The sequence below is a fragment of the Klebsiella sp. JN_Kp126 genome (genome assembly GCF_033843325.1).
Taxonomy (GTDB): Bacteria; Pseudomonadota; Gammaproteobacteria; order Enterobacterales; family Enterobacteriaceae; genus Klebsiella; species Klebsiella michiganensis.
Map to the genome: position 1 here is coordinate 94,694 of NZ_JAWXQV010000050.1, position 19,160 is coordinate 113,853.

Consider the following 19,160-nt stretch of genomic DNA (forward strand, 5'->3'; position numbering starts at 1 on the left):
CCGGCGGCTTTTTCGCCGGGCCGTGGTGACGATGGGTGGAAATTAGCTATGCAGCGGCTTTAGCTCATCCGCCGACAGTCCGGTAATCCGCTGTACCGTCTCGGTATCTAAACCGTTCTGCAGCATACTGCCGGCAATGCGCAGCGCTTCCCGCCGGCTCCCTTCCTGCAGGCCTTCCAGGCGCCCTTCTTGCCGGCCTTCCTGTCGGCCTTCTTGTATCCCTTCCTGCCTTCCCTCTTGCCGACCTTCCTGCTTGAGCTTTTGAGCGATAGACATCAACCTCTCCTCATAGTGTGGCAGACGGCGGGCCAACCGGCGGAGAAACACGCTCGGATCGGCGCTATTGCCGTACTGCAGCATATAATGAAACAGCACTCTTAACTGCCTGCGGTTAGTGTATCCCAGCATCACAAGGGTCGCCAACGACTCCGTAATCCCGCTGAGATCGCGCTGACGAATATGCTTTTGCATCAGCTCCAGCAGAGCGACCCGCCGGTGCTGAACGATTTCATCGTCCGGCATCACCGTTACGTCAACCAGCGGAAACGGGCAGGCGTACAGCGTCCTCGCCATCTGCGGGTCGGCAAATTCGTCCAGCCAGTTCAGGGAAAAGGGATAAGGACTGGTCGCGCCGTGATAAAAAAGCATCGGCACCACCAGCGGCAGCGTTTTGTGCCCGGCGTCGAGGTGCCGCTGCATCGCGGCAATCGCATAGCGCATCAGGCGAAAAGCCATATGGTTATCCGGCGAACTCTGGTGCTCTATCACCACATACACATATCCCAGGCCGCAGGGGGTTTGTACCGACCACAGTACGTCCGAATACCAGGCGCGCAGATCTTCATCAATAAAGCTCGCCGGCTCCAGCCGTAGGGTAGAAAAATCACACCGCTGGCGGATCGCTTCCGGCAGATGCAGCGTGAGAAAATCATTCGCCGTCTCCGGGTGGCGAAGAAATCGCTTAAAGACCGCATCGTGCGGCGTCGAGGTCATCCGTTTTTTCATGGCCGTCCGCTTGCCTGGAAGAGAAGGAAAGCCGGACTCTACCATCGGTTTTTACTTCGTTGGTTTTGGCGATGATTTTATGGGAAGCGCCTCGGAGAATCGCGCAGCGGCCAGCCCGGCTGGCCGCCATCAGCAAAGCTTAGTAATCAAACTGACGATAATAACGGCGGATATTAAGGTCGTGCCCGGTATGGTGTTCAAAATGGGCCGCCAGCCTGTCCACCAGCAGGGTGGAAACCACGCACGGCGCCATAATCCAGCGGAAAGCCTCATCAATGCCGTTCAGCGGATAGTCGCGCGGGTCAATCACCACCAGATGGTCGGTGATCTTCTCAGCGAAGCGTTCGACGCGCTCATCCAGCGCCCGGCATTTACCCTCGCCTTTGACCAGGAACAGCGGGACCTCTTTTTCCAGCAGCTCCAGGGTGCCGTGGAAAAACTCGGCTGAACTCACCGATTTGGTCCGCTTCCACTGCATTTCTTCGAGAATACACATTGAGAACAGATAGACCTCACCCCACATTTCCGCCCCGCCGATCCACATCATATAGTCGCAGCCGTGATACTGAGCGGCGATTTTATCCGCCTGCGGATCGAACTGGCGTTTGGCCTGCAGAAGATTTTCCGGCAGCAATTCCAGCTGGCGTGCAAAACGATCGTAATTCGCGAAATCACCGTGACGATAAATGACGCGGAAGAATAACCAGTAGAGCAGCATATATTCATATTCCACGCCGTTCTTGTGGCACATCGGAATATGCCAGCTCGCCGCCTCGGCTAATGGCGAATCGGCGTTACGGGTGATGGCCACCACGCGAATCCCCTGCGCTTTGCACCATTCGGCAATGGCCACCGACTCTTTGGTATCGCCGGATTTAGATAGCGTCACCACCACCGCATCTTTATTTAATTTTTTATGTCCGCGATGAATTAATTCCGCCGCCTGTTCAAGGTAAACCGGCACGCTGGTTAATTCTTTTGCAAACTCATTTATTGCCATCATCGGCGCCAAAGAACCGCCCACCGAGGCGAAAAATAAGGCGCTACAGCCGCTCTGATAAATATCATCGGCAACGGTTTCCGCCTGTTTGCGCGCAGCGATGATCTCGCGAGCACTGGTCAGGTACTCGTCCTGATTAAAACCCAACATAGTTTTCTCCTGAATAATCAGATTTTACTTTTTAAGACGCGATCAAAATCGTCAAAAATACGTTTAGCCAGATCGATGCCTTTCAGGCCGGCGGTATGCCAGGCCAGCATCTGGACGGGAACAATCAGCAGCAGCGGCGCCAGGTGATGTTCACACGGGCAGCTTAGCGCCAGCGTCTGCGCATCCTCTTCGTCGCTCAGCGTCAGCGTAAAGGCGCGGGCAATGGACGGCGCCATATAGTCCCGCAGCGCCCGGCTCCGCGCATCCGGCGCATCTTCAATAAACAGCATCACATGGCGGGCATTGGCTTCCAGATAGGGGCCGTGCATATAGGCCTCAAGTTCAAAACCGCTGGAAGGCACGCGTACCGTTTCGGTAAATTTGGTTTCGAACTCCTTCGCGACGCCCACCAGCGCGCCATAGCCGGTGGCGACAAAGCGCTCGCCGCCCCGCAGCGCTTCGCCATGCCTGTCGATAAACCGCGAGGTGCGGTCAATGACATCCGGGATCGCCGCCGCCAGCCGCTGCAGTTCGGCAAGATAGCGCTGCTCCTCGGCCTCGCTGGCGTTCCCCTGGGCACGGGCAATCATCAACGCCATCAGCAGCAAATTCAGCACCGTCGCGCTAAACCCGCGGGTGACAAACCCCACGCTCTCAATCCCGGTATTGATATCCAGTATCCCGTCGCAGGCCCGGGCGATCGGGCTTTGCGGATCGGAGGTCAGCGCAAAAACCGGCAGGCTCAATGCCTGCACCTTACGCATCGCCGCCAGCGTCGAGGCGCTTTTTCCACTCTGCGAAATCGCCACCACCAGATCGGTATGCGGATCGACCGCCTCGTAGTGCGTAAAGTTGTACGGCTCTTTAATCTCAACAAGTACGCCGAAGCGCTGCTCAAAGAAATAGCGCGCGCACAGGGCGGCGTTCAGCGACGAGCCGGTCGCCAACAGCAGAATGCGGCGCACCGGGTGCTGGCGGGCAAAGGTCTCAATCGCCGCCAGCTTTTGCCGGTAGTCGCGCAGGATCTGCGTCAGACAGGCCGACTCTTCGCTGATATAGGTCATCATCGTTGGTACCATTTTCGACTCCCGTTAAAATAAACCTATCCACGACCCCAGAATGCCCACCAGCGCCATTCCGCCGATAATAGAAAGCGGTTTAACCTTGCGCCCCAGCAGCCAGTAAACGATGCCAAAACTCCCCAGCGGCAGCATGCAGGGCAGGATGTCGTTGATAATGTCCTGCACCTGGGTTTTCGCCTCTCCGGCGCCGAATGAGAGGGGGATGGTGATATCAATCATTGAGGCGGTCATCGCCCCGACCACCATCAGGCCGATAATCGACGCGCCGTAGGTCAGGCTCTCCATCATTCCGCTCTTCTGGATCCGCTGCAGAACCCCGGTGCCCAGCACATAGCCCCAGCGGGTAAAGAACCAGCGCACCAGGATGTGCGGCACGTTGAACACCAGCAGAAACAGAATGGGACCGAGAATGTTGCCCTTTAACGCCAGGCTGGTGCCGATGCCGGTAGCGATCAGGCGCAGCGTGCCCCAGAAAAAGGAGTCCCCCAGCCCGGCCAGCGGCCCCATCAGCGACGCTTTGACGTTATCAATCGCGTTGGCGTCCATGTTCTTCTGCTGGCTATTCTTCTCCTCCATCGCCGTGGTGATCCCCAGCAGCAGGGTGACGATATGCGGCGTGGTATTGAAGAACACCAGATGCCGTTTCAACGCCCCGGCCAGCTCCTCTTTGCGCGGATAGAGCTTTTTCAGCACCGGAATCAGCGCGTAAACAAAGGCGAGATTCATCTGCCGCTCATAGTTCCACGAGAACTCCATCTGGAAGGAGCGCCAGAATACCCGGCGTAGATCGCGCGGCGTGATACGGGCCTCTTCCTGCGCCTGCGGTTGCAGAGTTTCTTCAGAAATCATCTTCGTCGTCATCGCTGACTCCTTGTTCTGTCGTCGTACGAGGTGAGCTCAGCGCGGTGACGTTAACCATCACCACCGCCACGATAGCGCCGAGAATAGCGATGCCGGTCACCGGGATTTTCAGGTAGGCCATCAGCACAAAGCCGAGGAAAAAGTACGGCGCGACTTTCTTATTAATCAGCAGCCTGGCGAGCATTGCGAAGCCGAGTGCCGGAATAATGCCGGTAGCGACGCTGAGCCCGTGTTTGATAAATTCCGGGATGGTATCGAGCAGGGATTTCACCGCATTGCTGCCGACCAGGAATGAGATGGTCACCACCGTGGCGAGCATCAGCGACAGCCCGAAGCCGGCAATCAGATGCATGCGCTCAATGCCGCCCGTATCCGCCCGCTCCGCGTAGCCGTCAGCCTTCTGGCTGAGCATCGGGATAAACATCCCCAGATAGACGTTTTTCAGGATCAGCGTCAGGGTGGCGATGGGCAGGCCAAGCAGCAGCGCCGTTTCCGTTCCTGCGCCGGAGGTAATAGCGAACGCCACGCCGAGAATACCGCCGGTTACTACATCAGGCGGGATCGATGCGCCGACGGAGAAAGAGCCGATAAACGCCAGCTCAAGCGTCGCGCCCATGATGACGCCGGTCTGGACATCCCCCAGCACCAGCCCGGTCAGCAGCCCGGTGACGATTGGCCGCGAAATCAGCGACGTCCCCAGGGCATATTCCGATTGCGCGATAAACGCCACCAGACCCAGTAAGAGAGCCTCTACCATAATCTGTCCTCCGCGGAGTTAAACGCATTGCGCAAAAAGCTGTTTGCGATCGTTAGGGACCTGGCGGATCTCAACTTCGACGCCTTTCCCGACCAGCTGCTGCAGTTGTTCAATTTCTTCCGGCAGTAAATTAATCGCCTTAGAAATATTTTTACTGCCCTCTTTGGCTTTTATTCCGCCGAGATTAATACTTTTTATCCCCTCGACGGCGCTGGCAATACGCCAGGCGTCATTGACCGATTCCACGACGATAAAAAGATGATATTTATCCGTCACGCCGCTTTTTATCGATTCGATAGCGTCGTTAATATTTTTAATCACCAGTTTTACCGAAGGCGGTTTAGCGAGCTTAATTGTGGTTTTCCGCAGCTCATCTTCAGGGACATTATCGTTGGCGATTAAAATGCAATCGGCGCCGACATACTGGGTCCAGGAAAAGGCCACCTGGCCGTGAAGTAATCGATGGTCAACCCTTAATAGCGTAATCATGGTGTTCCCTCATTTCAGAAGTCTTTATCAATAGTCATCGCACTGGCAATCGTCTGATTGCAGTACTGAATGCTCTCTTTGGCGCTTGTTAATGCTTCAGAAATTAATTTCTCGGTATTTTCTTCGCCTGTGGAAATAAGTAAATCAATAATCAGCGGCAGGTTTAAACCGGACAATAAATGAAAATTAGGGCGCGATAAAAAACGCACAAACTCATTATTGACGCTACCGGCGAAAATATCCGTAATGACAATCAGCTCATCCTGGGCGGGGAAACGCGCCAGCAGCGTCTCCACCTGCTGCGTCAGATCGGCCTCCTCTTCAACGTAGGCGCAGAGAGTATAAATATCCGGCTGCTTACCGAGGATCAGCTCCACGGAGTTCAGCAAACCGTTAGCAAAGGTGCCATGGCTGGCAAAAATATAGTGTCGTTTCATCCTTACCTCGAAAGCGCATTCCACTGCTTTCTTAATTGCAACCGGCGTGCCAGAAACAGTGGCGTGCCGGTTAGCGCAAGGACGAACCGATGACGAGTCTTAAAACTCTTGATCTTCCTGAATAAATTCCGTTTCTCGCGTCAGGATATCGTGAATGTAATACAGCTCAACGGCGGGGATTTTGACACTATATCCGTTCTCAATGACACTAAAGGCCTCGCGCAGAATAACCAGCTCGCTCTCCGGACACTGTTTGCCGGAATAATGGGATGGCGAAGCGTTACGGATCAGGCGTTCTATCAGACAGCTGATATGCACGTACAGCGCCACCTTGCGATCGTTAGGCACATCGCAGCCGGCCAGATGCTCATAGCGCAGTAAAAACTGCTCGACCTGATTGATCACTTTACCGGTATCGAGGATCGTCACCGACTCGATCACCCGGCGCAGCGAGAAATTTTTCAGGATCAGGTTATTGATCTCGCTGACCTGCTCAGCGGAGGCCAGTTCGCCGAAGATACGCATCAGCGGGCGGCTTCCTTCGCCGGAAATCAGCGAATCCAGCGAGATCCACGGCAGATCGGCGAGATGCGGATCGAGGGTGCCGACAATCGCCAGCACCTCATAGCGGCTGAGCATCGGCGCCCGCCGCGCGGGATCGGCGAGGGTTTCCACATCGCATGCCACAATATCGATGCCGAGCGTCTCAGGAATGCTGGCTTTTAACAGCGCCGACAGATTCGCCGCCGCCCCCAGACCAGTGGCGCAGGTTGTAAGAATCGCCCGCGGTTTGTCCGTTTGCGGGTAATAGAGCTGATGCTCAACCGCGAGGTCATTGCCTATCTCCCGGACGATATCTTCCAGCATATCGCCCTGCAAAACCCGCTCCCCGACGTACATCGCCATCCCGGTCGAGACGTTATTAATAATCGCCATCGGCGTGGACAGCCGGCGGTTGAAGTGGCTGTGAATGGCGTTCAGCGATCCCATATCGACCAGAATGACCAGTCCGGAGGCCAGCGCGTGACTCTCGATCCAGGCCATCACCTGGTTAGCGATAGCCTCCGGCGTCACGTCGAGCGGCATATCGAATGACTCAAACAGCTGGCTTTTCAGCAACCGGTTCGCCACGTTGGCGATGCTGCTGGCGGTGGCGTAACCGTGGGCGAGGATAACTGCCCGGGTCACCTGCTGCTGGCTAATGGCGCCATTTTTCTGTAACCACAGCACCAGCAGCAGCAGGTCAATGCGTCGGGGTTCAATATCCAGCTTCAGCGCCAGCGCGGCGAGGATCTCTTCACAAAAGCGATACAGCAGCGGGTATTTCTGCGCCAGGAAATCCTCCAGCTGGCGGCTTTTCTCATTGCTCATCGTCGACTGCGCCTGGCGAGAACGATGAATCAGGTAGTGGCTCAGGGCGTAGATACAGTTGCCGTTAAACTGAATATTGAAGCGCTTTTCAAGGCGATAAAACTCCTCCCGCACCTGATGGGTTATCAGCAGCAGCAGATGCGAGCTGTTGGCATCATGATTATCGAAAACCAGCCGATCGAAGAGGGTTTCCATCTCCTCGCCCATGCTTTTTTGCGCCTCTTCCCAGACCGTTTTTTTACTCAGCACCGCCTCATACAGCGCGAGAACGCGGCACTGAGCATCATAGATCAGCCCCTGAACCGGGTCGCGCGCGCGCAGCAGCCAGACCAGGCTGGTCTGCGGTTCAATAAGCAGCGGCTCCTGCTGGCCCATCGGTTCGCTAAGCGCCGGCGTCGCGGCCATGATATTTTCCGGCAGATCGTGCAGCGTGACGTTTAGCCTCTCGCTGCCCGGAGACCTGGCCCACGCCGACGCGACGGCGTACTTGACGACATTCTTCAGCTCACCGACGTTGCCGCGATAAACGTAGTGCGTCAGCACCTGTAAAAGCCGGGGCGTCAGCTGCAGCCGGGCGGCGAGCGTGCGGGCCTCCTGCCAGAAAAACTGCAGCGTTAACGCTTCTTTCTCGCCGCGGCTGCGGTTTTGTAAATCAGGCAGGCTAATGAGGATCGGAATACGACGAATAAAGGTGGTCAGAAACGTGCTGTGAATATCTTCGGTGGTGGCAAACACCAGCCGCAGCGAAATCGGTATCCCCTGCGCCGTCTCTCCCACCCGATAGATCTCTTTGCGGTCCAGCCAGGTGAAGAGCTTCTCCTGGCCCTGCGCATCGAGGCGGTGGACTTCATCGAGAAACAGCACGCCGCCGTTTGCCGCTTCAAACGCCCCGGCCTTATCGCCCTGCGCGCCGGTAAACGCGCCTTTGACGTAGCCAAACAGGTTGGCGGCCAGCAGCTCCGGGTTGCTGGCGTACTGGGCGCAGTTGAAGCAGACAAAGGGCGCATCGGGCGCCAGCAGTCCCTGGGCGATAGCAAACTCGTGCATCAGCTCCGCCATGTAGCTTTTGCCGGTTCCGCTATCGCCGACGATCAGCAGCGGCAGCCCGCCGTTGGGATAAAACAGCGCGGTTTTCATCTGTTCGATAGGCTTGCGCAGGCTACCGTCATGGCCGGTAAGCAATGAAAAATGATCCGCCTGTTCCGGCTGCCGATCGCTCTCCGCGAGCAGCTCCGCCATGCTGGCGTACTCGCTGCGGGAAAGGGGGAAAAACTGCTGGCAGAAGGCGGCCTTATGCAGGAAATAGACCGGGCGGGTATTAATCTTCACCAGCACATCCTGGGCCACCAGCTGATTCAGATAGTGGCTGGCGGTGTTTCTTTGCATCGCAAAACGCCGGGCCAGGTAGCCGGCGGTGAAGACCTCGCTCAGGTTATCCGGATCAAAAAAATCGGTCTGATTTTGCAGAAAAGCCAACAGTTCCGTTTTACGCATCGCATCCCCCTCTTCACCTTTCAGAGGCTTATGATGCGGGAAATCCACCAACCATTGGCGCTTAATTTATTTTTTGCGGTTCAGAGCACAAAAAAAACGACGCCCAAATCCGCGGGCGCCGCACAACAAACCGATTACAGCCGCGACAGGGCCTCCCGCATCCCCGCGCTCAAAATGACTTCCAGATACCGCGTGACCTGTTCGGCAAGCCCCGGTATTGCCGTCAGATCTTCACCCCAGTGCCCGGTATCCTGCAGGACTTCGGTGACCAGTTCATGCAGCGGGCGGCCTTGCGCCACCTGCGCCCATCCTGCGGCAAAACGGCTTAGCCAGACATCATCATCCTGCAGCGGATACGCCTGCCCGTCGCGCTGCCCGCGATAGAAGGCGATGAGCGCCGCCAGGGCGAACGTTAGCCTCGGCGGGATTGCGCCGTGCTGGCGGATATGCGTCAGCAGCTGCGGCAGGATCCGGGTGCGAAATTTGGTCATGCCGTTCAGGGCGATAGAGAGCAGCTGATGGCGAATCCAGGGATTAAGAAAGCGCCCGGTCACGGCATCGGCAAACTGCCTCAGCTCATCGGCCGGTAAATCCAGCGCCGGAATAATCTCCTCGTCGATAGTTTGCTGCACATAATGGCGAATGGCTTCGTCCTGCATCGCTTCGCCAACGGTATCGACGCCGCACAGCCACGCCACCGGCACCAGCGCGGTGTGCGCGCCGTTAAGAATGGCGACTTTGCGCTCTTTATAGGGCCGGATATCCTCTACGAGACGGATATTGAGCGGGTAACGTTCGAGCCGCAGCGTCTTCGCCAGCGCCTGCGGCCCCTGGATAACGAACAGCCAGAAGTATTCGGCGGTATCCAGGAAAGCATCATGGTAGCCCAGCTCCGCTTCGAGCTTTTCCGCTTCCTCGCGCGGGTAGCCGGTGACGATGCGATCAACCAGCGTTGAACAAAACGTATTGGCGGTCTCAACCCAGTCGCGAAAAGCCGCGGGCAATTGCCACTCTTCGGCATAGCGCAGCACCAGCGCCTTCAGCGCTTCGCCGTTGTAGTCGATCAGCTCACACGGAATCATCGTCCATCCCTTATCCGCTGCGCCGTTGAAATGGCGGAACCGTTCGAACAGCAGCTGGGTCAGCTTCGCCGGAAAGCTGACCGGCGGCTTATCGTCAGGCCGGTCTCCGGCGTGATAGCTGATGCCCGCTTCGGTGGTATTTGAAAATACGAACGCGATCGCCGGATTACGAGCCAGCGCCAGATAGCCGGCAAAATCCTGCCACGGGTTGATCTCGTTATTCACCGATCGAATAATCCGCACCTCGCTCACCGCCTCGCCGCGTTCGTCCAGCCCGCGGATCGCCGTGGTGTAGAGTCCGTCCTGGATATTAAGCGACGGCGGAAACTCGGTGTTGATCGGGCGAATGATGGTCACGCCTGCCGCCAGATCGGTTTGCTCATTCAGCAGGTCCAGCTGCCAGTCGATAAACGCCCGCAGGAAGTTGCCTTCGCCGAACTGAATCACGCGCGTCGGGTACCGCGGCCCGGGAAAATCTTTTCTGTTTAACGATTTCATAGCCTTTACTGCTAAAAATGAATGACGCCTTTGATAAGCTGGCGATTGTTAATCACGTCGTTTTCGTAAATCTCAGCCAGCGACCTGAAATCGTAGCGGTGGGTCAGCATCATCCCGGCGGTCACTTTCCCCTCGGCCATCAGCCGCCCGACTTTGGCAAAATCCTCTTCCGTCGCATTACGGCTGCCCATCATGGTCGTCTCTTTCTTATGAAACTCCGGGTCCGGGATCTGCAGCTCACCTTTAAACAGGCCAACAAAGATGATGCTGCCGCCGTGGCGGATTAAATTCACCGTATTGTTCATCGCCTGCTGATTCCCCGTGGCGTCGATCACCTTCTGCGCCAGCGAACCACCAAACGTGACACACAGCCGTTCGGTGAACTGCGGGTCGGAAGGGTCGAGCGTGGCCAGACCAAGGTGCTGCGCCACGTGGTCGCGCCGCGCCGGGCTGGTATCCGCCACCACCACCTGCGCCCCGTCGGCTTTGGCGATCGCCGCCGCCCCGAGACCAATGGGGCCCGCGCCGACCACCAGCACCTGCTCTCCCGGCTGGATAGCGGCGCGACGCACCGCGTGGGCGCTGATAGCAAAAGGCTCAATCAGCGCCGCGGCTTCCGGCTCGACGTCATCCACCACCAGCAGATTTTTTACCGGCACGCAGAGGTACTCGCTAAACCCGCCGTCCCGATGTACGCCGATCACGGAAATTTTCTCGCAGCAGTTTGTCCGGCCGCTCAGGCAGGCCGGACACTGACCGCAGGCGACGTAGGGTATGACGGCAACCTGCTGTCCGCTTTTCAGATTAAGAATATTTTTACCCAGACCGATAATCTCACCGCATATTTCATGACCGAGTACGCGCGGATAGCTAAAAAAAGGTTGATTCCCTCCCCAGGCATGAATATCCGTACCACAAATCCCCACCGTTTTTATTTTAATAAGCACTTCATCATCGCCGGGAATGGGAATCTGGCGTTTTTCCCAGCGCAATATTTTGGGTTCCTGACACACTAATGTATTCATCGACGTCATAATAATTTCCTCCGTATTTGTTGGTTTAGATATCGATGAAAAACAGAGGTGAGAATAAATTCATTGCAAAAATTGTGAAATCTCACGCACAAAACTGTTTTAAATCCGGCTTTAATAGCTAAAAAAATGGAGATGCATAATGAGCCGCTCGCAAAATCTTCGTCACAACGTCATTAACCAGGTCATTAACGATATGGCGCGCGGCTTTCTTCCGTCGCCGCTGCCCTCACAAAGCGCGCTGGCGGAGATGTACAACATCAGCCGCACCACCGTGCGCCATATCCTCAGCCACCTGTGCGAGCGCGGCGTGCTGCGCCAGCGCGGTCAGGACTACCAGATCCTTCGCCAGCCGGAGATGCAGGACGGCTTCGATGGCTCCAGCGCCTCGCTGGCCGAACAGAACCGTCTCTTCGAGCAGGCGTTTTACACCATGATTAACCAGCGCCAGCTGCGCGCCGGAGAGATATTTTCCGAGCTACAGCTGGCGCGTGCTGCCGGCGTCAGCCCGGTCGTGGTCAGGGAGTTTTTGTTGAAATTCAGCCGCTACAACCTGATTGAAAGCGAAAAGCGCGGCCAGTGGAATATGAAGAAGTTTGAGCAATCCTGGGCCGAGCAGCTGTTCGAACTGCGGGAAATGCTGGAAACCCACGCGCTACAGCACTTCCTCAACCTCCCGGACAACGACGCCCGCTGGCTGCAGGCGAAAACCCTGCTTGAGCGCCATCGCGCCCTGCGTGACAGCATCGGCGACAGCTTTCGTATGTTTTCCCAGCTCGATCGCGACTTTCATTCTCTGCTCCTGTCCGCGGCTGAGAATATATTTTTTAATCAATCACTTGAGATTATTTCCGTGATTTTTCACTTTCACTATCAGTGGGATGAGAGCGACCTTAAACAGCGCAATATCATCGCCATTGATGAACATATGACTATCCTGAGCGCGCTCATCTGCCGCAGCGATCTGGACGCCAACCTGGCGCTGCGTAACCACCTGAACTCGGCGAAGCAATCAATGATTAACTCGCTCAGGCAGAGCGAATCCCTGGCTTATTAAGTACCGATTAAAAACAGAAAATGATAATCAGCAGCACAGATCTCAAAACATAAACCAGCGCCAGAAAAAAGGTTATTTATGCTGAAAACAAGTCGACTTACTTTACTGTGAAATAGGTGGGTGGGGTTTAAACCATTCGATGTCACTTGTCGTTCAAATAGAATAACCAGGAGTCAGGCGTGGAATCACGAAATATCACTATCGACCCGCAGACAACCTTTGATAAAGGAAAGGCGGAGACGATGACTGTTCCGTTAGATAATACGTTAACGCGTAGTACTCGCATTAAAAAAATTCAGACAACGGCAATGATCCTGTTATTTCTGGCGGCGGTGATTAATTACCTCGACAGAAGTTCATTGTCCGTCGCGAACTTAACGATTCGCGAGGAGCTGGGGCTCAGCGCCACCGAAATCGGGGCGCTGCTGTCCGTTTTCTCGCTGGCCTACGGCATCGCCCAGCTCCCCTGCGGGCCGCTGCTGGACCGTAAAGGTCCGCGCATCATGCTGGGGCTGGGGATGTTTTTCTGGTCGCTGTTTCAGGCGGTCTCGGGGATGGTACACAGCTTTACCCAGTTCGTGCTGGTGCGTATCGGCATGGGGATCGGCGAAGCGCCGATGAACCCCTGCGGCGTCAAGGTGATCAACGACTGGTTTAATATCAAAGAGCGCGGCCGCCCGATGGGCTTCTTTAACGCCGCCTCGACGATTGGTGTCGCGATCAGCCCGCCGATCCTTGCCGCCATGATGCTGATGATGGGCTGGCGCGGGATGTTTATCACCATCGGCGTGCTGGGGATCTTCGTCGCTATCGGCTGGTATATGCTCTATCGCAACCGGGAAGATATCTCTCTCACCGCCGACGAGCAGGCCTACCTTAACGCCGGAAGCGTCAACGTTCGCCGCGACCCGCTGAGCTTTTCCGAATGGCGCAGCCTGTTTAAAAACAAAACCATGTGGGGAATGATGCTGGGCTTCAGCGGCATCAACTATACCGCGTGGCTGTATCTGGCCTGGCTGCCGGGCTACCTGCAAACGGCGTATAGCCTCGATCTGAAAAGTACCGGTTTTATGGCCGCCATTCCGTTCCTGTTCGGCGCCGCCGGTATGCTTATCAACGGCTACGTCACCGACTGGCTGGTTAAAGGCGGCATGGCGCCGATCAAAAGCCGTAAAATTTGCATTATTGCCGGGATGTTCTGCTCCGCCGCGTTTACGTTAATTGTGCCGCAGGCCACTACCTCTATCGCTGCGGTGCTGTTAATCGGTATGGCGCTGTTCTGCATCCACTTTGCCGGCACCTCCTGCTGGGGGTTGATTCACGTCGCGGTGGCCTCGAGAATGACCGCGTCCGTCGGCAGCATCCAGAACTTCGCCAGCTTTATCTGCGCCTCCTTCGCGCCGGTGGTGACCGGGTTTATCGTCGATACCACCCACTCATTCCAGCTGGCGCTGATTATCTGCGGCTGCGTGACCGCCCTCGGCGCGCTGGCCTATATTTTCCTGGTTCGTCAGCCGATTAGCGACCCGCGTAACGGCTGAATCTCAACGCCCTGCTGGCGGCGGGGCGCTCAACGTTGCGCTCATTTCATACTGTTTTAATGCCATGGGCGTATAGCCGGCGGCGTGAAACAGCGGCGTAAAGCGCTCCGGGATGGTCACCGAGGTCCCGAGCCCCGGAAAGCGTTTGGCGAGCGCCATCAGCATTTCCCGTCCCAGCCCGCGCCCGCGGGCGGCGGGATCGACCCATAAAAACTGCAGCTGCGGCCTGCTGGTTAAGGTCGCCAGCACGGCGAAAGCCTGTTGATGTAGGCTCAGCGCCCGGCACGGCAGGGTGCTGAAGGTGAGCGGGTCCATCAGCCACGGCAGCTGGCCGTTAATCTCGGCGCCGGCCCTGCGCGTCAGCGCCAGCACGTCATACTCCTGCAATACGGATGACTCCTCGCTCGCGGCCTGCGCGCTCAGATAGCCGCACAGCCCGTGCCGCACCTCGAAGCCCAGCGATTGATACAGCGCCACCGCGGCGTGGTTGTCGCGGATAACCTCCAGCCACATCCGCCGTACGCCCTGCTCGCGCAGCGCGTCGATAAGCGGCGACATCAGCCGGCGGCCAACGCCCTTTCCGCGATACGCAGGCCGCACCGCGAACGCCGCCAGCCTGGCTTCATCGCCGCGTCGGGCGACGACCGCCATCGCCGCGGGGACATCTCCATCCAGCCAGACGCAGGAATCCAGCAGGCTCAGCCCTTCGGCGCTAAAACGCTGGACAAAAACCTCTACCGATAGCGTGACGGGAACCAGGTAATCTTCGAAACAGTCGCAAAGGATCGTCGTCAGCTGCGCGACGCTGAACTGGGTGGCGGAAACGGCGGTAAGCTCCATACATTTCTCCCGGAGGCTGCTATGCTGAGGTGATGAAAACTAACACTATAACCGCCGCCGCGACGTTACGCCTGACTGAGGAGAGAGACATCCCTCTTCTGCCCGCCATTGAGCGCTCGGCGGCCCAGGCTTTTCGCCAGATCCCGGCGCTGGCCTGGCTGGCGGAAAGCGAAGTGATAAGCCCCGAGCGCCACCGGCTGTTTCTTGAAACTGACCATAGCCTGCTGGCCGTGGCCGATGACCAACCGATAGGCTTCCTGCTGAGCGAACCGCTGGACGATGCGCTGTTTATCGTGGAGATCGCCGTTCATCAGGCGTGGCAGGGACGAGGCGTTGGCCGCATGATGCTGGAGCAGGTTATAGAGACAGCCCGCCAGGCGGCGTATCCGGCGGTCACGCTCACCACCTTCCGCGACGTGCCGTGGAACGCGCCGTTTTACACGCGCCTGGGGTTTTCAATGTTAAGCGAGCTGAGGCTACCGGCGGGACTGGCGGCGAAAAGGGAGCTGGAAACGGAACACGGCCTGCCGCCGGAAACGCGCTGCGCCATGCGCTTAGCGCTGTAGCCTCCGGCACTGATTTCAGCGGCGGAATATGGTACAAAGTACCATTCAAAACTTACCCGTTGATACCCGTATGTCCTGGTCAATCGATATCATTTCCTGCATTACCGATCGCTTTGTGGAACTCACGGCGACCGAAAAACGCATCGCGCAGTTTATTCTCGATGATGTCGCGGCGGCGGCGGAGCTGCCCATCGCGGAGATGGCGCGCCTGACCCACACCAGCCAGGCCTCGGTCACCCGCTTTGCCCGGGCGCTCGGCTGCAAAGACGTCCGCGAGCTGAAGATGAAGCTCGCGCAATCCCTGGCGGTCGGGCAGCGATTTATCCTCGATGTTCCGGACCTTGAGGGCGTGCAGGGGATCTACGAGTCGATCATCGGCGTGCTGGAGACCAACCGCCGGGCGCTGGATATTGAGGCGCTGAAGCGCGCGGTGAGCTGGCTGAGCGACGCGCGGCAGATCCTGGCCCTCGGGATGGGCGGCGGCTCCACCATCTGCGCCCAGGAGATCCAGTACCGTCTGTTTCGCCTCGGCCTGCCGGTGGTCAGCCAGAACGACGGCCTGCTGGTGCGCATGATGAGCTCGGCGGTGACGCCAAAGGATGTGGTTATCGTGCTGTCGCTGGGCGGCTATACCCAGGAAATTATTGAGAGCGCGGCGATTGCCAGGCAGTACGGCGCAAAGGTCATTGCCATCACCCCCGCCGGAACGCCGCTGGCGGAGCAGGCGGATCTGGTGCTGCCGCTGCTGGTGCGCGAAAACGACTATATCTTCAAGCCCAGCACTTCACGCTATGCGATGCTGGCGATGGTTGACGTGCTGGCCACCGAACTGGCGATGGCCAACAAAACCCAGGCAAAGGGCAGGCTGCGCCGGATTAAGCTGGCGCTCGACAGCCATCGCGGCGGCGTCGACAGGCAGCCGCTGGGCGATTAACCGCTGCGGGCGGCGGCGATAAACCTCTCCGCCTGCTGACGGGTACGCTCCACGGCCTGCCCGGCGCGATACAGATCGCTTCCCAGACCGGCGCCGGCGCATCCCGCCTCGACCCAGCTCGCCAGATTCTCCGGCGTCACGCCGCCGACCGCCAGCACCGGCACCTCCGGCGGCAGCACCGCTTTCAGCGCCCGAATATAGTCCGGGCCGAAGGTGGAAGACGGGAAAATCTTCAGCCACTGCGCCCCGGCGTCCAGCGCGCTGAACGCCTCGGTCGCGGTAGCGCATCCTGCGCAGACCCGCATTCCGCGCGCCACTGCCCGGCGGATGGTCGCCGGCTGAGTATTCGGCGTCACGATAAGCTTCGCCCCGGCATCGGCCAGAAAATCGACCTGCTCCACCTTAAGCACCGTTCCCGCGCCAATCACCGCCTGCTCGCCAAAGCGCGCGGCCATCTGCGGAATGCTCTGCTGCCAGTCCGGTGAGTTAAGCGGAATTTCGATATAGCGAAATCCCGCCTTTATCAGCGTCTCAATATGCTCCGCCGCCTCAGCGGGGCGAATACCGCGTAAAATCGCTACCAGTTTAATCTTGTCCATGCATTATCCTCGCCATGCCGCCCAGCAGCGCCTCATCGCCGCTGCAACTGTTAACCGTCATTCCGCGCGCCCTCATCGCCCGGCTGTAGCGGGCATTCAGCGCCGGGTCGCCAACCAGCGTGACGCCGGAGGTACGGTAACGCTGCCCGAGGGTCGCCACCTCCGCGCCAATCAGCAGCCCGGAGAGATAGTCGCTGACCGAGGTTGCCGCCAGCGCCCCGAGTACCCGGGCGGCTCTGGCGACAAACAGTTCGCTAATCAGCGACGGCTGCGCCAGCCCTTTTTCCAGCCCCTGTTCAAAGGCCGCCTCGTCCGCCTGCTGGGCCGGCAGCCCTTTGCCGATCAGCGATTGCGTCATCAGCAGATGGTGCAGTTCGCCGGTCATCGCCGTGGCAAAATGACGCACCATGCCGTCCGTCACCTGTACCCATTTGCAGTGGGTGCCCGGCAGCACGTAGCACTCCGCTGGCGCCAGCTCCATCGCCCCCAGCAGCTGCGTCTCTTCGCCGCGCATCACGTTGAACTCCCCGCCCTGGGCAATCTTGAGCCCGGGAATAATCCACACGCCTTCAGCCACGGCGCATCGCTGCTGCCCCGGCGCGTCGATCGCCGCCGGACAGGCCAGATACGGCACCGCTTGCCAGCCCGCATCGCTGCCGATCATCCCGGCCATCAGCACCGGCAGCATTTCGGCGCCGCGCCAGGGAGCCACATGCTCCGCGAATACGTCGGCGGGCGATCGTCCGTTCAGGCGGGTGATGCCCAGCAGCAGCTGCTTCGTCCCGATGCACTGGCCGTTGCGAATCAGCCAGCCGCGCAGCTGGGTAGAGCCCCAGTCGACGGCAATATAGTCCTTCATGGTGCTTCTCCCGAGGCCTGCACCGCCGTCTTCGCCGGAATCGCCTGCCCTTCCCGCTCTTGCGTAATCATTTCCAGCGCCTGCTGACGGCTGATTTTGCTGGCTGGCGTCATGACGGTGACAAAAATGGCGGAAACGAAGCTGCCGACGACCGACGGTATGCACGGATTGCCCCAGTAAGCCAGCCAGTCTGCCTTAACCAGAACCACAATCGACACCAGCATGCCGCTCAGCAGCGCGGTGAGCGCGCCCTGCCAGTTAAAGCGCAGCCAGAAGCGGCCCAGAATTGAACAGACGAACAGCCCGGACATCAGCATGGAGATCATTTTGGTGATATAGCTGATGATATCGTTCGAGGTCAGGGCGAAGATCATCGCCAGGCCGATGACGAACGCCAGCATCCAGCGGGAGAGCGTTATTGCCTTATGCGCCGGCGGCATTTTTCCGGTAACGAGGGTGTAGACATCGCGCATCATGATGGCCACGGCGGCTATCGCATCGGAGCTGGCCGAAGACATGGTGGCGGAAAGCCCGGCAATCAGCACCACCAGACCCAGTATCGCCGGCAGGAAGCTGGTGGCGAACAGGAAGGCGTAGTTGCTGTTCTCAAGATGGGGGTTCATGGTCCATGCCGCCATGCCGATAATCGCCGGCAGCACCGAGAAAAACAGATACAGCACGCCGGTATAGACAAACGAACGGCGCACCGAAGAGACATCTTTCCCCGAATAAATACGCTGACGATAGGAAGGGGTCGCCAGCACGCCGACGCCGATGACCATCGCCAGCGATAGCGCCGGAATGACGCCCAGCTTATCGACCGCAAACAGGCTCATCGCCCTGGGATCCATCGCCTGTACGATGGCATCCCATCCGCCGACGTGAACCACCGCCAGAATCGCCATCAGGATAAAGCCGAAAAAGAGAATTAATGCCTGAATGGTATCCGTCCATACCACCGCAGAATAACCGCCGATGATGACGTAAATCGCAAAGGCCAGGGCAATAATAATTTTGGCCACCGTCAGATTTATCCCCGTCGCCCAGGATAAATACATGCTGCCGCCAAGAATATGCGCCCCCAGCCAGCCAATCGAGGCAACAAATATCATTATGCCAACGATATTTTTAATTAAATGGCTGCCGCCCGTATAATAAGAGAGCTCTTCGCTCATGGTCATAAAGCGCAGTTTACGCACCGGGGCAAACAGCCAGGCCACCAGTAAAATACCGATGGCTCCGCCCACGCCGTAGAGCATTCCGGCCCAGCCGTTGCTGTAGCCGAAGCCTACGGCGCCCATGCTTGAACCGGTCCCCACCATGGTCGCCACGGTGGAGCCCAGCGTCAGGAACAGCGGTAAGGAACGGCCGCCGAGTAAAAAATCTTCACCGCTTTTTTGATTACGCGACACGTACCAGCCAAGCCAAATCATGGCCAACGCGTAAATAATAAAGCCGACTAAAAAGATATGACTATTCATTATTCACATCCTGCCAGTTGAGTATG

18 protein-coding genes are annotated in these 19,160 nt (G+C 57.8%); 4 read left to right on the forward strand and 14 right to left on the reverse strand.

The features are described from left to right. Positions 1 to 42: 42 nt before the first annotated feature. From SIK97_RS09380 to SIK97_RS09425, 10 genes are all read right to left on the reverse strand, one after another. Positions 43 to 1,005, reverse strand: coding sequence for an Rpn family recombination-promoting nuclease/putative transposase (locus SIK97_RS09380; protein ID WP_047724573.1), 963 nt, complete (start codon positions 1,003 to 1,005; stop codon positions 43 to 45). A gap of 139 nt (positions 1,006 to 1,144) precedes the next feature. Then, positions 1,145 to 2,155: an SIS domain-containing protein gene (locus tag SIK97_RS09385; protein WP_025106878.1), complete on the reverse strand. Its 1,011-nt coding sequence runs from the start codon at positions 2,153 to 2,155 to the stop codon at positions 1,145 to 1,147. Between the two features lie 17 nt (positions 2,156 to 2,172). After that, entirely contained in the window at positions 2,173 to 3,234 is a 1,062-nt protein-coding gene (locus tag SIK97_RS09390; RefSeq protein WP_047724579.1) for an SIS domain-containing protein, read from the reverse strand. 12 nt (positions 3,235 to 3,246) lie between these two features. Continuing rightward, on the reverse strand, positions 3,247 to 4,098 hold the full coding sequence (locus tag SIK97_RS09395) for a PTS system mannose/fructose/sorbose family transporter subunit IID (protein WP_057173123.1): 852 nt from the start codon (positions 4,096 to 4,098) through the stop codon (positions 3,247 to 3,249). Then, positions 4,076 to 4,855 (reverse strand): PTS mannose/fructose/sorbose/N-acetylgalactosamine transporter subunit IIC, encoded by a 780-nt coding sequence (locus tag SIK97_RS09400; protein WP_025106880.1) that lies wholly within the window; start codon positions 4,853 to 4,855, stop codon positions 4,076 to 4,078. The genes SIK97_RS09395 and SIK97_RS09400 overlap by 23 nt, the downstream gene beginning before the upstream one ends. A gap of 18 nt (positions 4,856 to 4,873) precedes the next feature. Next, positions 4,874 to 5,344, reverse strand: coding sequence for a PTS sugar transporter subunit IIB (locus SIK97_RS09405; RefSeq protein ID WP_025106881.1), 471 nt, complete (start codon positions 5,342 to 5,344; stop codon positions 4,874 to 4,876). Positions 5,345 to 5,358: 14 nt separating this feature from the next. Then, a complete protein-coding gene (locus SIK97_RS09410; protein ID WP_047724582.1) occupies positions 5,359 to 5,781 on the reverse strand; it encodes a PTS sugar transporter subunit IIA in 423 nt (140 codons plus the stop codon). Positions 5,782 to 5,880: 99 nt separating this feature from the next. Continuing rightward, positions 5,881 to 8,646, reverse strand: coding sequence for a sigma 54-interacting transcriptional regulator (locus SIK97_RS09415; RefSeq protein ID WP_032747816.1), 2,766 nt, complete (start codon positions 8,644 to 8,646; stop codon positions 5,881 to 5,883). Between the two features lie 134 nt (positions 8,647 to 8,780). Continuing rightward, positions 8,781 to 10,226 (reverse strand): tagaturonate reductase, encoded by a 1,446-nt coding sequence (locus SIK97_RS09420; RefSeq protein ID WP_032747814.1) that lies wholly within the window; start codon positions 10,224 to 10,226, stop codon positions 8,781 to 8,783. 11 nt (positions 10,227 to 10,237) lie between these two features. Then, on the reverse strand, positions 10,238 to 11,260 hold the full coding sequence (locus SIK97_RS09425; protein ID WP_032747812.1) for a zinc-binding alcohol dehydrogenase family protein: 1,023 nt from the start codon (positions 11,258 to 11,260) through the stop codon (positions 10,238 to 10,240). 139 nt (positions 11,261 to 11,399) lie between these two features. Between SIK97_RS09425 and SIK97_RS09430 the strand changes: the two genes are divergently transcribed. Both SIK97_RS09430 and SIK97_RS09435 read left to right on the forward strand, forming a co-directional pair. After that, complete coding sequence (locus SIK97_RS09430) at positions 11,400 to 12,314, forward strand: GntR family transcriptional regulator (protein WP_032747809.1); 915 nt, start codon at positions 11,400 to 11,402, stop codon at positions 12,312 to 12,314. A gap of 179 nt (positions 12,315 to 12,493) precedes the next feature. Continuing rightward, positions 12,494 to 13,855 (forward strand): MFS transporter, encoded by a 1,362-nt coding sequence (locus SIK97_RS09435; RefSeq protein WP_025106887.1) that lies wholly within the window; start codon positions 12,494 to 12,496, stop codon positions 13,853 to 13,855. A gap of 3 nt (positions 13,856 to 13,858) precedes the next feature. Here SIK97_RS09435 and SIK97_RS09440 read toward each other — a convergent pair whose 3' ends face one another. Beyond that, on the reverse strand, positions 13,859 to 14,695 hold the full coding sequence (locus SIK97_RS09440; protein WP_032747802.1) for a GNAT family N-acetyltransferase: 837 nt from the start codon (positions 14,693 to 14,695) through the stop codon (positions 13,859 to 13,861). Between the two features lie 32 nt (positions 14,696 to 14,727). Between SIK97_RS09440 and SIK97_RS09445 the strand changes: the two genes are divergently transcribed. Continuing rightward, entirely contained in the window at positions 14,728 to 15,261 is a 534-nt protein-coding gene (locus tag SIK97_RS09445) for a GNAT family N-acetyltransferase (protein ID WP_029946908.1), read from the forward strand. A 70-nt stretch (positions 15,262 to 15,331) separates the two neighbouring features. After that, complete coding sequence (locus SIK97_RS09450) at positions 15,332 to 16,195, forward strand: MurR/RpiR family transcriptional regulator (protein WP_014227796.1); 864 nt, start codon at positions 15,332 to 15,334, stop codon at positions 16,193 to 16,195. Here the strand turns inward: SIK97_RS09450 and SIK97_RS09455 are convergent. From SIK97_RS09455 to SIK97_RS09465, 3 genes are read right to left on the reverse strand one after another with little or no spacing between them, the layout of a single operon-like run. Beyond that, positions 16,192 to 16,794 (reverse strand): 2-dehydro-3-deoxy-6-phosphogalactonate aldolase, encoded by a 603-nt coding sequence (locus tag SIK97_RS09455; RefSeq protein ID WP_032747798.1) that lies wholly within the window; start codon positions 16,792 to 16,794, stop codon positions 16,192 to 16,194. The two genes, SIK97_RS09450 and SIK97_RS09455, sit on opposite strands and share 4 nt — an antisense overlap. Beyond that, entirely contained in the window at positions 16,781 to 17,653 is an 873-nt protein-coding gene (locus SIK97_RS09460; RefSeq protein WP_057173122.1) for a 2-dehydro-3-deoxygalactonokinase, read from the reverse strand. The genes SIK97_RS09455 and SIK97_RS09460 overlap by 14 nt, the downstream gene beginning before the upstream one ends. Further along, on the reverse strand, positions 17,650 to 19,134 hold the full coding sequence (locus tag SIK97_RS09465) for a sodium:solute symporter family protein (RefSeq protein WP_025106892.1): 1,485 nt from the start codon (positions 19,132 to 19,134) through the stop codon (positions 17,650 to 17,652). The genes SIK97_RS09460 and SIK97_RS09465 overlap by 4 nt, the downstream gene beginning before the upstream one ends. Positions 19,135 to 19,160 lie beyond the last annotated feature (26 nt).

Excerpts from the sequence above, each read along its gene's own strand:
- SIK97_RS09380 (WP_047724573.1), bottom strand. The coding sequence starts at position 1,005 with ATGAAAAAACGGATGACCTCGACGCCGCACGATGCGGTCTTTAAGCGA.
- SIK97_RS09385 (WP_025106878.1), bottom strand. The coding sequence starts at position 2,155 with ATGTTGGGTTTTAATCAGGACGAGTACCTGACCAGTGCTCGCGAGATC.
- SIK97_RS09390 (WP_047724579.1), bottom strand. The coding sequence starts at position 3,234 with ATGGTACCAACGATGATGACCTATATCAGCGAAGAGTCGGCCTGTCTG.
- SIK97_RS09395 (WP_057173123.1), bottom strand. The coding sequence starts at position 4,098 with ATGACGACGAAGATGATTTCTGAAGAAACTCTGCAACCGCAGGCGCAG.
- SIK97_RS09400 (WP_025106880.1), bottom strand. The coding sequence starts at position 4,855 with ATGGTAGAGGCTCTCTTACTGGGTCTGGTGGCGTTTATCGCGCAATCG.
- SIK97_RS09405 (WP_025106881.1), bottom strand. The coding sequence starts at position 5,344 with ATGATTACGCTATTAAGGGTTGACCATCGATTACTTCACGGCCAGGTG.
- SIK97_RS09410 (WP_047724582.1), bottom strand. The coding sequence starts at position 5,781 with ATGAAACGACACTATATTTTTGCCAGCCATGGCACCTTTGCTAACGGT.
- SIK97_RS09415 (WP_032747816.1), bottom strand. The coding sequence starts at position 8,646 with ATGCGTAAAACGGAACTGTTGGCTTTTCTGCAAAATCAGACCGATTTT.
- SIK97_RS09420 (WP_032747814.1), bottom strand. The coding sequence starts at position 10,226 with ATGAAATCGTTAAACAGAAAAGATTTTCCCGGGCCGCGGTACCCGACG.
- SIK97_RS09425 (WP_032747812.1), bottom strand. The coding sequence starts at position 11,260 with ATGACGTCGATGAATACATTAGTGTGTCAGGAACCCAAAATATTGCGC.
- SIK97_RS09430 (WP_032747809.1), top strand. The coding sequence starts at position 11,400 with ATGAGCCGCTCGCAAAATCTTCGTCACAACGTCATTAACCAGGTCATT.
- SIK97_RS09440 (WP_032747802.1), bottom strand. The coding sequence starts at position 14,695 with ATGGAGCTTACCGCCGTTTCCGCCACCCAGTTCAGCGTCGCGCAGCTG.
- SIK97_RS09445 (WP_029946908.1), top strand. The coding sequence starts at position 14,728 with ATGAAAACTAACACTATAACCGCCGCCGCGACGTTACGCCTGACTGAG.
- SIK97_RS09450 (WP_014227796.1), top strand. The coding sequence starts at position 15,332 with ATGTCCTGGTCAATCGATATCATTTCCTGCATTACCGATCGCTTTGTG.
- SIK97_RS09455 (WP_032747798.1), bottom strand. The coding sequence starts at position 16,794 with ATGGACAAGATTAAACTGGTAGCGATTTTACGCGGTATTCGCCCCGCT.
- SIK97_RS09460 (WP_057173122.1), bottom strand. The coding sequence starts at position 17,653 with ATGAAGGACTATATTGCCGTCGACTGGGGCTCTACCCAGCTGCGCGGC.
- SIK97_RS09465 (WP_025106892.1), bottom strand. The coding sequence starts at position 19,134 with ATGAATAGTCATATCTTTTTAGTCGGCTTTATTATTTACGCGTTGGCC.